7 protein-coding genes are annotated in these 9,539 nt (G+C 53.1%); 4 read left to right on the forward strand and 3 right to left on the reverse strand.

The features are described from left to right. Window positions 1-1,412, reverse strand: a 1,412-nt coding sequence (locus VFS25_RS11645; RefSeq protein WP_326462318.1) for an ArnT family glycosyltransferase, incomplete at its 3' end; no start/stop codon positions are given. A 672-nt stretch (window positions 1,413-2,084) separates the two neighbouring features. Between VFS25_RS11645 and VFS25_RS11650 the strand changes: the two genes are divergently transcribed. The 4 genes from VFS25_RS11650 (at window position 2,085) to VFS25_RS11665 (ending at window position 7,896) form a co-directional block, all read left to right on the forward strand. Next, window positions 2,085-4,034, forward strand: coding sequence for a PKD domain-containing protein (locus VFS25_RS11650; protein WP_326462319.1), 1,950 nt, complete (start codon window positions 2,085-2,087; stop codon window positions 4,032-4,034). Window positions 4,035-4,068: 34 nt separating this feature from the next. Further along, window positions 4,069-6,033, forward strand: coding sequence for a gliding motility-associated C-terminal domain-containing protein (locus tag VFS25_RS11655; protein WP_326462320.1), 1,965 nt, complete (start codon window positions 4,069-4,071; stop codon window positions 6,031-6,033). 191 nt (window positions 6,034-6,224) lie between these two features. Next, window positions 6,225-6,620 (forward strand): carbohydrate-binding protein, encoded by a 396-nt coding sequence (locus tag VFS25_RS11660; protein ID WP_326462321.1) that lies wholly within the window; start codon window positions 6,225-6,227, stop codon window positions 6,618-6,620. Window positions 6,621-6,789: 169 nt separating this feature from the next. Beyond that, a complete protein-coding gene (locus tag VFS25_RS11665; protein WP_326462322.1) occupies window positions 6,790-7,896 on the forward strand; it encodes an SMP-30/gluconolactonase/LRE family protein in 1,107 nt (368 codons plus the stop codon). Window positions 7,897-7,957: 61 nt separating this feature from the next. Here VFS25_RS11665 and VFS25_RS11670 read toward each other — a convergent pair whose 3' ends face one another. After that, entirely contained in the window at window positions 7,958-8,656 is a 699-nt protein-coding gene (locus tag VFS25_RS11670; protein ID WP_326462323.1) for a LytTR family DNA-binding domain-containing protein, read from the reverse strand. 16 nt (window positions 8,657-8,672) lie between these two features. After that, window positions 8,673-9,539 (reverse strand): histidine kinase (locus VFS25_RS11675; protein ID WP_326462324.1); only part of this gene is annotated, 867 nt, incomplete at its 5' end.

Below are 9,539 nucleotides of genomic sequence, written 5' to 3' on the forward strand. Positions count from 1 at the left end.
AGCGCCGTACCGCTGAAAAAGGTCCATGCAGCGCGGCTGAAGGCGCGCCTACGCAGCCATACCAGCCCAAGCGCCACGGTTATTATCATCAGCACGCCGGGTACGCCTTCCCATCCGCTCCAATGCACATCTGCCATCATGTTGGCCTGCGCAAATTTGTCGTGCACCAACGGCGCCAGCTTTTTAATGTTCAGCGCAATAATGGTTACCGACACCAGCAGCAGGCCAATAATGGCGCCCAATATGCCGGTAATAATGCCCACATATTTTTTATAAACCGCATCTTTGTTTTCCCATTTATAAAAAGTATAGGCTGCCAGGAAGGTTACCGGAAACCACGCCATGGACGAGTAGTGTATAATGCGCGATTGTACAATGGTGAACAGCACGGTTACCACCCAGAAAAGCATTATCATCCACATTTTAAAATCCTTATCGTAACGGCTGTTGTATCGCATGCGGAAAAAAGCCGGGATGGCGAATACCGACGCGGGGAAGCAGCCGAACAATATCACGATATAATGGTAGCCGAAAAAGCCTTTCTGTCCTGCATCGTGCGTGGTGAACAGGCGGTACTGGTATTTTAAAAACTCAGTAATGAACCAGGGGCCGTTTTTCATGGTTTCATACCCGTACCAGGATAGGGTAATAAGCGACGCCACTACCAGGAACAGCAGGGCGTGCCACCAGCTGAAAAACAGCTTAAAGCGGTTGTACACCAGGTACACGCCCAGCACCAGCAAAAACAGCATGAGCGCCACCTGTCCCTTGGTAAGGATGGCCAGGCCCATGAAAATACCGGCGCGTATGGCATAGGAGAGGGGCGCCCCGGACAGGCGCACATGATCGAACCCGTTCCTTTTCCAATGGTAGCATATGAAGTAATATAAAGAGAGGAAGATGAACAGGTTGAACCAGGGATCAATTAACCCGGATTTAAAATACATGTTGGGGAACAGGGAGCCCATATAAGCCAGCGCCCAGTAAATGCCAAACTTCCGGTCGTACACGTGCTGCCCGCACAGGAACAGCGTTACCAGTGTGGCAATGCCGCAAATGGCGTTGGGAAAGCGGGCCGCAAAGGCTGTAAAGCCAAAGCACTTCATGGCAACGGTTTGCATCCAGAAGAACAGGGGCGGCTTTTCCCAGAAGGGCTTAAAGTTTACGTATATACGCGAATAATCATCCAGCTTTATCATTTCCCGGGCGCACTCCGCAAAGTTGATCTCGTCCCAGTCAAACAGGTGCACACGGCCCAGGAAAGGAATGAACAGCAGCGCCGCCACAACACACAGCAGTACAATAATGAACCATTTAGGCAAATGCATATTATATATAACCCGTTTGCGGGCAAATATAGCGCATCCGCCTCCTTTGGCAAATGCGCCTGCAAAAGATAAAGATAAGATCATGGTGCAGCCTGAACGGTAACCTGGGGCAGTAACAGGGAGAGTAATAGGGAGAATGAAATCCGCGTACACCTTAATACGGTAGCCCAACTGTACCAAAGTTCCAAAGGACGGCCCTTTATCCGGCGTGATACGACCGGTGATGCCTTATCATTGCCCTCAAGCCTATACGCTTGATACTGCCTCATCGTCATTCAAACAGGCGGATGCAGGCCGGAATTGGAACTTTGGGGAAGAACACAGCGCAGCAAAATAAAACCGGCAGCTATTATGTGAGGGTGCTAAATGATGAGCCATACGATTGCATCCCTGCTGCTTGCATATACAAACGCAATATTATACAAATACATCACCAAGCATAAGGCAATTGTGCTACAATTACTTGCAGGCTTAATGTGGACTTAATGTGGACTTAATGCAGACCTGACGTGAGAGGAGGAGCAAAATCATATCACTATCCGGCAAAATACGGTGCAACAAAAAAAGTCCGTTTACATACCCCCCCGGTCACAAGACAAGGTTGTATTTAAAAAGAGCATTTCCCGGTACCAGGAAATTTTGTTTGGAACAACCTTGGCCCTTATTCCTTAAAACCATTAAACAGTAACTACTGCGGTGGCCCTATAGCAGTGCTGTTCGTTTAAGTAGCGCCAGCCAAAATCATGATGTAGCAACATGAAAACCATATTTATTACTGCGCTGATGCTGGTGGCATACACCGGCCCGGGAGAGCTGTTTGCGCAAACATACACTCCGGTAACTGTTACCGGGTTTAATAATGATGTTGTTGCAGAAACGGGCGCCAATGCTGCTGCTGTTACCAGCACCACGCTGGACCTGAGCTTTTATGTTTTATACAGCGCCGCCTTTGCCGCTGCGAACGGCCTTGCCGGCGGTCTGGTAAACAGTGGCACTATTGTAAACGGTATGCGTACCTACCAGCTGGCGCCGTATAACGGTCCTAACGGCTTGTTCCTGTCGCTCAACGGCGGGGTGCCCAATTCTGCTGCTGCCGGTACGCTTACACTTGCTGCGCCGGCAAGCTTCAGCAAAATAAGCCTGCTGCTTTTTTCTACAGAAGGCGCCAGCACCATCAGCGCTACCCTCAATTTTACAGACGGCACTACGGCTACCGGCGGCGCCATGACAGTGCAGGACTGGTTTGGCGGCGGTAATGCGGTAGCCTCCGGCTACGGCCGTATAGCGCGTAACACCGCGCCGCCATACCTGGTAGATGGTCTTACCTCCAACGACCCGCGCTTTTACCGTTTTGATATTCCGCTGGCCTGCAGCAACCAGCTAAAGCAGCTGCAATCCGTTAGCATTAACTTTTTAGGCGGCGGTACCACGTTCCCGTCCAGGGCCGTGATTATGGCGCTTTCGGGCGTAGCGGCTATGCCGCTCAGTATAACGCCTACGGTTACACCGGCTACGTGCGGCGCTGCTAATGGCGGTATCAGCCTGACTGTAACCGGCGGCAAACCGCCTTTAACCTATAGCTGGAACACCGTGCCGGTGCAAACGCAGCCGGTAATTACCAACCAGCCGGGCGGCGTTTACACCTGCACAATTGCAGATGCCAACGGCTGCACCACGCTGTTTGAAGACAGCATTCCCCAGCGGCCGGCCGCAGCTATCAGCATTGCTGCCAGCGCAACCGCTGTATGTGAAGGCAGCGCCGTAACCCTTACTGCCATTGCAAATGGCGCCGTAAGTAACTATAACTGGCAGCCCGGCAATGCCGCCGGCGCCGGTATTACCGTAACACCTGCCGCTACTACCCGGTATGTGGTAACTGCGCAGGATGCTTTTGGCTGCCCGCTTTCGGATGCGGTGGAGGTAACCGTGATACCCATGCCGGTAGCGGCTTTTAGCCCGGATATAACTACCGGTTGCCCGGATCTGCCGGTTACCTTTACCAACCAGTCGCAAAATGCAGATAGCTGGTTATGGCGCTTTGGCGACACTACGCTTTCATCTGCCCGCAGCCCCGTGCACAACTATACCGCAGCCGGCAGCTATACCGTTACCCTTGTTGCAGGTACGCAGGGCCGGTGTTTTGACACGCTTGTTAAAACCGCGCTCATTAACGTACAACCGTTGCCGGTAGCCCGCTTTACCACGCTCCCCGGCATTAATGCGCCGCTGGAGCTTAGCGAAGCATTGTTCAGCTTCACCAACCAGTCGGCCAATGGCGCGGTGTATGCCTGGGATTTTGGCGACGGCGCAGGCAGCACGGCAGCTGCGCCCAGCCATCGTTACGCCTTGCCGGGCAGCTACCGGGTAACGCTGGTGGTCACTAACGGCATTGGTTGTACGGACAGTACCAGCCAGGCCTGGCTGAAGGTGGTACCGGATGCTGTGCTGCGTATTCCCAATGCCTTTAGTCCTAATGGTGACGGGGTGAACGACCGCTGGGAAATACCCGGCCTGGCAGCCACACCCGGCTGCCAGGTGCAGGTATTTAACCGCTGGGGCCAATCCGTATTCGAGAGCACAGGGTACGGGCAGCCGTGGGATGGCACCTGGCATGGACAATTGCTGCCCGTGGGTACGTATTACTATGTGATCAAAGCAAAGCAGAAAGATAAACCTTATGCGGGGTGGGTAGCCTTACTCCGCTGATCATCTTCATACCTCATCAACCAGAATAAAAATTATGAAACGTTCCGTGCTAAAACTGCTGCCCCTGTTGCTGGTATTTGCCGGTATGCAGCCACTGGCGGCCCAAACGTATGTGCCTGTTGCAGTAACAGGTTTTAATAACGATGTAGTAGCGGAGGCAGGCACCAGCGCAACGGCTGTTACCACCACATCGCTGGACCTGAGCTTCTATCTTTTATATTCAACCGCTTTTGCGGCGGCCAACGGCCTTGCCGCCGGTATGCCGGATAACGGCGCCATTACCAATGGCAACCGCACTTACCAGCTGGCGCCTTATAATGCCAGCAACGGGTTATATCTTTCTGCGGCGGGGCATGTGCCCAACACCGCCGCATCGGGCACTTTGGCGCTCACCACGCCGGCAGCCTTCAGTAAATTAAGCCTGCTGCTATTCTCAACAGAAGGCAGCAGCGTGATAAACGCCACACTGCATTTTACAGACGGTACCTGGGCAAATGCAGGGAGCGCGCATGTAGATGACTGGTTCGACGGCGGCAATGCCATTATAAGCGGGGTAGGGCGCATAGCGCGCCAGGCCGCGCCGCCTTACCTGGTAGATGGTTTAAGCGGCAACAACCCGCGCTTTTACCGCTTTGATATAGCCATGGCCTGCAGCAACCAGCCCAAATTGCTGGACTCTATCCGGCTGAGTTATGCCGCCGGCGAAGACACCAGCTCCCGCGCGGTTATACTGGCGCTTGCAGGGGTAAGCTATGTACCGGTAACAGTAACAGCCGATATTACGCCCGCTACCTGCGACAACGCCGACGGCGTTATTGCATTAACCGCTACCGGCGGCACACCGCCCTTGTCTTACGCATGGACTTCTTCGCCCGCGCAGGTCAATGACACGGCAAAGGGCCTGCCTGCAGGCCGTTACAGCTGCACCATACTGGATGTTTACGGCTGCGCCACCACGTATACGGGCACGGTGCCCCGGAAAACAGCAGCCGTGCTTACTGCCACTGCAAGCGCCGGCGACTTATGCGCAGGCAGCAGCGCCACGCTTACCGCCAGCGCCAATGCACCGGTTACGGATTACAGCTGGCAACCCGGCAACGGCAACAGCAGTACGCTTACCGTAACGCCGGACGCCACCACCCGCTATATTGTAAGCGCCGTTGATACCCTGGGCTGCACGGTATCTGACACCGTGGATATAACGGTAACGCCTGTACCCGATGCTCCGCGCGCAAATGCAGTAACTGCCTGCGCCGACAGCGCCGCCATACTGGTAGTGCAGAACGTTGAAAGCACGTATACCTACAGCTGGTACACGGCGGCAACCGAAGGCACGGCTGCCGGTGCCGGCAGCACTTTTACCGCCCCGGCATCCGACACAGCCGCTACTTATTATGTGCAGGCCGGTAATGCCGGCTGTACCAGCGGGCGTGTGCCCGTAAACGTAAGCCGGCTGCCCGCAATGGCAATGCCGGTGGTAACTGCCACACAAATAACTCCTAACAGCGTAATCTTTGTATGGGAGCCTGTAAGCGGGGCCGTGGGCTACCAGGTAGCTGTAAACGGCGCCGCCTATACGGCCCCCAGCTCCGGGCTTACCGGCACCACCCACCAGGTAAGCGGGGTGCCACTGGCGCAGGGCGTAAGCATACAGGTAATAGCCCTGGGCGGAGAAGCCTGCCAGAACAGCCGGCCCGGCAATGCCACGGCCAAGCTGCTGAACCCCGACATTTTTATCCCCAACGCCTTTACGCCTAATAACGACGGGCATAACGACGTATTCAGGGCGCAGGGCAACATTATTACCGGGCAGGAAATGAAGATCTTTAACCAGTGGGGCGAACTGGTATTTGAAACCAGCGACCCCGCAGCAGGGTGGGACGGCACCAGCCAGGGCAAACAACAGCCCATGGGCGTTTACGTATATACGATACGGTTAAAGCTCGCCAATGGGAAAGAAACCATCCGCAAAGGCGCCGTTAACCTCCTGCGTCCCTGATAAAAAGTGTTAGGAAAGGCTTTATTTTTCGTTCATTTTCAGATATTATAAAAAATTTTATTATTTTGCCTGCCGGATGCATATAGGGGTATGCCCCGGCAACCAAAAAAAGTGAGCGATGTGAAGCCTATCCTATGCCTATGAGGTTGATGCTGATGTTGTTGCAATGTATAATTGTCTTCCTGATACCTATGCTGGTACAGGGTCAAACCGCTGCACCCGCAACCACACCCAACACCGCTCCCTCCGCACCACCCGTTACCAAACCTAAGCACGAAACAGAATTTAAGATGAAACACGGCAGTTACCTGGGCTTTGGCCAGGTGTACCTGGGCATGGGCGAAATAGGCTTTCGTGTGGAGGTAACCAACGAGCAGAAACAGGAGTCGGTGCTGGAGTTCAGGATAGACAAGCCCAAAGGCAAAATAATAGGCACACTTAAAATACCGTATACAGGAGATACCACCTACGCCTTAAAGGTGCCGCCCAACCTGGGCAGGCATTATGGCACGCACGATTTGTACCTGGTGGCCAAAGGAAGCGGGCAGTTCATTATTTCTTCATTTTCGTTTATACACGTTTATTAGGCATAGCATTCACATTCATCACATCATGTATCTTATTTACGCGATGTTGTAGATTTTAAGGGGCAATATGGGCAAAGGGCATAGCTGCCTGTGCAAATGCGGTAAGAGGGCTGCAAATAATGACTGGCATAGGGTACATTATTTGTTGCGGTGCTCTTAAAAGCATCTTATGGCCAAACTATTGCCCCTGCTGCTCGCCGGCTTTATAACCGGCGGCGTTACCTCCTGTGAGCTGGGCGACGGAAACCCTCCGCCCAACCCGCATAACCAGCTGGAGCTGGTGTTTGCGGACAGCACCTACCAGCTCACCGGCGTAGCTGTATCGGCCAGTGGCCGCTTATTTACCAATTACCCGTTATGGTCTGATATTTACCGGTACGCGGTAGTGGAGGTAAAGCCGGGCAACCAGGTAACGCCTTATCCCAACCTGGCCATGAACAGCTGGCAGCGGGGGCAGAACGGGGAAGATAAATGGGTATGCGTACAAGCGGTGTATATTGACGATGCCGATAACCTTTGGGTGGTAGACCCCGCATCGCCGCGCATGGCAGGCGTATACCAGCAAAGTCATAAGCTGGTGCAAATAAACCCCGGCACCGGGCAGGTGGTGCGCAGCTACCTGTTTAACGGCGTGGCGGATGATCAAAGCTATATGAATGATGTGCGTGTAGATACGGCTGCTCAATACGCCTACCTTACCAACTCCACGGAAGGCGGCATTTTTGTAGTGAACCTGCAAACAGGCGCCATCCGCCAGGTGCTGCAGGATCATTACTCCGTAAAGTCGGACCCTGCGTATACTTTTACTGTAGACGGTCATGAGCTGATGAAGAACGGCAAGCCGGCAAAAACCAATTCAGACGGGATTGCCCTTACGCCCGACGGCGCGTGGCTGTATTACAAGCCGCTAACGGATGATAAGCTGTACCGCATCCGTACGGAATACCTGCGCAGCAATAGCATGAATAACCTGCAGCTGGCGGCAAAGGTGGAGGACCTGGGCCATTTTACAACTACAGACGGGATGATATTTGACAAACAGGGCAACCTGTATATGGGAGATATTGAGCACTATCGCCTGGTGCGTGTAAGTCCTGATATGGAGATGAGCACTTTGGTGCAGGACAGCCTGCTCATATGGCCCGACAGCTATTCTATTTCAAAGGATGGCTACCTGTATGTTTCCTGCTCGCAGATACATAAGCAGCCCGATTATAACAACGGTGTAAATAAACGCACATTGCCTTACACCATTTACCGTTATAAAATTGACTAAGAACAAGGAAGCCCGGCCAACCGGCACGGGCTCCTTTTTCACTGTTCCCTGTCCCCCCCAATCATTGCCTGGTCCATTCTTCTATAAACCCTGCGTAGCTATCGCCGATAGGCAGCTCGGGGCCTGCTCCAATATGTACCTTTCTATTCACAATAGCGGTGATCCGGCCTACCGGTACTATATAGCTGCGGTGTATGCGGCGGAACCGGGTGGCCGGCAGCTTTTCCTGCATGGACTTGAGCGTCATCAACGTCATTACCGGCCTGCCCTGTGTTAAATGTATCTTAATGTAATCCTGCAAACCTTCAATGTACAGGATGTCTGTTAAAGGTATTTTTATCAGCTTGTACTCCGCGCGCACAAATATGCTTTCTTCCTGCGTTTGCGCGTCGTGCCGGCGGTACCGGAGGTATTCCAGCGCTCTTTGCACGGCCCTTGAAAAGCGGTTAAAGTCAACAGGCTTCAGCAGGTAGTCCAGCGCTTGCAGCTCAAAGCCTTCCACGGCGAATTTGCGGTGCGCGGTAATAAATATTACTACCGGTTTTTCTACCAGGGAGCGTACCAGGTCTATGCCGTTAATATCCGGCATGTTAATGTCTGCAAAAACCAGGTCTACCGCGTTGGTGCGCAGGAACTCCGCCGCGGAAATGGCATCGTCAAAGGTTTGCACCAGCCGCAGCGCCGGAAACTTAGAGATATATTGTTGTATAAGGGCAAGAGAAAGCGGTTCGTCGTCTATCGCAATACATCTCATTTGCATAATGCATGTTTTTACATTAAACCTGTAAGGTAAGTTCAACAGTATAAAGGCCGTTACTGTCAGTAATATTCAACAAATATCTATTACGGTATAAATGCGCTAAACGTTGCCTTGTGTTTGCAATTCCTATGCCGGTTCGTTCCGGCGTTGGCCGGTCGCTGAATAAAGGGTTCTGGCTGAAAAAAGTAATGGTGCGCTCTTCTGCAAATATCCGGATTATCAGCATAGCCGGCGCATGATTGCTTAAACCATATTTAAAAACATTTTCAATAAAGGTCATCAGTATCAGCGGGGCTATCTGCTTGCGCGCAAGATCGCCGCGCACGGAAAAGTCCAGCTGTACTTTTTTGCCCAGGCGCAGGCGTTGCAGATCAATGTAATCATTTATACAGGCCACCTCATCTTCCAGCGATACAAAATTTTCCGTAGCGTCGTCCGTTACATACCGCATAATGTTCGACAGCTTCATGATGCTGCCGGCGGTATGCTTATCACCTGTAAGCGCCAGCGTGTAAATATTATTAAGGGTATTGAACAGGAAATGGGGGTTAATCTGCGCTTTCAGGAAAGAAAGCTCGGCATGCGCACGGTCCGCCTCTGCCTGCGCGCGGGCGGCTTCGGCCTGCATGGCGCGCTGTTCTGTGAGGCGCCAGCGTTTGGTAAGCTCCACGGCAACGGCCAGTGTGGCCACCACCAGGAACAGGAACAGGCTTACCATATCGGTATGCGGCCCGCGCCGCATATAGCTGTTATTGTGCGGCGGCGGGGGGCCAAAGCCATTGGCAGGCGGCGGCATTCCTTCCATGCCTCCCGGCCGCATAGGACCCCCGGGAAATGCGTGCCGGCTGCCATGCCCCAGCAGCTTATCAAACGGGCGCAGGTA

The organism is Chitinophaga sp. (assembly GCF_035761305.1).
Taxonomy (GTDB): Bacteria; Bacteroidota; Bacteroidia; order Chitinophagales; family Chitinophagaceae; genus Chitinophaga.